Origin of the sequence: Peribacillus sp. NPDC096622 (assembly GCF_044762665.1) — a bacterium.
GTDB lineage: Bacteria > Bacillota > Bacilli > Bacillales > DSM-1321 > Peribacillus > Peribacillus frigoritolerans_B.
This window is the reverse complement of sequence record NZ_JBIWES010000062.1, coordinates 1-1,233: the sequence shown is the minus strand read 5'-3', so window position 1 is coordinate 1,233 and position 1,233 is coordinate 1. Positions and strand designations below refer to the sequence as shown.

1 protein-coding gene is annotated in these 1,233 nt (G+C 41.0%); it reads left to right on the top strand.

Features of this window, described 5'->3' with window-relative positions; genetic code table 11:
• Window positions 1-115: 115 nt before the first annotated feature.
• On the top strand, window positions 116-1,233 hold a 1,118-nt coding region (locus tag ACIQYG_RS26860; protein ID WP_402844639.1), incomplete at its 3' end, for an IS110 family RNA-guided transposase.

Here is a 1,233-nt window from a genome sequence, read left to right as displayed (position 1 = left end):
GGGGCAGCATTCCTGTTAGAAGGATGTTCGGGGTCTTGAAAGAAAAAGAGCCCTCTTGTATGATGCATGAGTGTCAACGACCATTGACCCAGCATCAAACAAGGAGGACTTCTCTATGCAGTTTAAATGGAATGAAAAAATTAATCAAGTTACTGAAAATACACTCGTTGTTGGTATGGATATTGCCAAGCGTGTTCATTACGCTTGTTTTGTTGATGAACGAGGGCGCGTGATAGAAAAAGCCTTCGCAGTACATCAATCAAAAGAGGGCTTTGAACACCTGTATGAAAAGATTCGTCAAACGATGAAGGAAGCTAAGAAAACAGAAGTAATTGTGGGAATCGAGCCAACAGGCCACTACTGGATGAACTTAGCTAATTTTTTAGATCATTACGGCATACCACTAGTCATGGTGAATCCAATGCATGTCAAACGATCGAAGGAACTGGACGATAATTTACCGACAAAGAACGATAAAAAAGATGCATTAGTCATCGCTCGTTTATTGAAAGATGGGCGTTTTAGCTATCCACGTTTATTAAAAGAAGTAGAAGCAGAACTTCGTATCGGATCTACTCTTCGTTCAAAGTTAACGGAAGATTTAGCGAGTATTAAAAACCGAATCATTCGTTGGCTTGATCGTTATTTTCCCGAGTTTACTCAAGTCTATCCGGCTTTCGGAAAGATGGCTCTAGCTACATTGGAAATGACTCCGTTGCCACAGGATATCGATGGAAAAAGTGCTGAGGAGCTTGTCTTTCTTTACCGTAAGGTAAAGGGAATGAGAGCCCCACAGCTACCAAAAGCAAAGCTACTCATTGAAGCAGCGACGAACTCCATTGGACTGACAGAAGGGACACAGATGGCCCGACATGAAATTGCCACGCTCCTGCGTCAATATCGCTTACTAGAAAACGAAATTGAATCTGTGAATAGTCAATTATCCGAAATGGCCCAAACAACTATGGAATATGAGCTGCTGGCTTCAGTTCCTGGATTAGGAGATGCAACCATTGTTGATTTGCTTTCAGAAGTTGGAAGCTTTTCACTTTATGAAAATCCACGCCAATTGATTAAACTAGCGGGATTAACATTACGGGAAAACTCATCTGGTCAACATAAGGGACAAAAACATATTTCCAAACGGGGAAGAAAGCGACTTAGATATATTCTTTTCAAAGTAATAGTACCACTCATTCGTCACAACGAGGGGTTTAAACAGCTTCATGAATA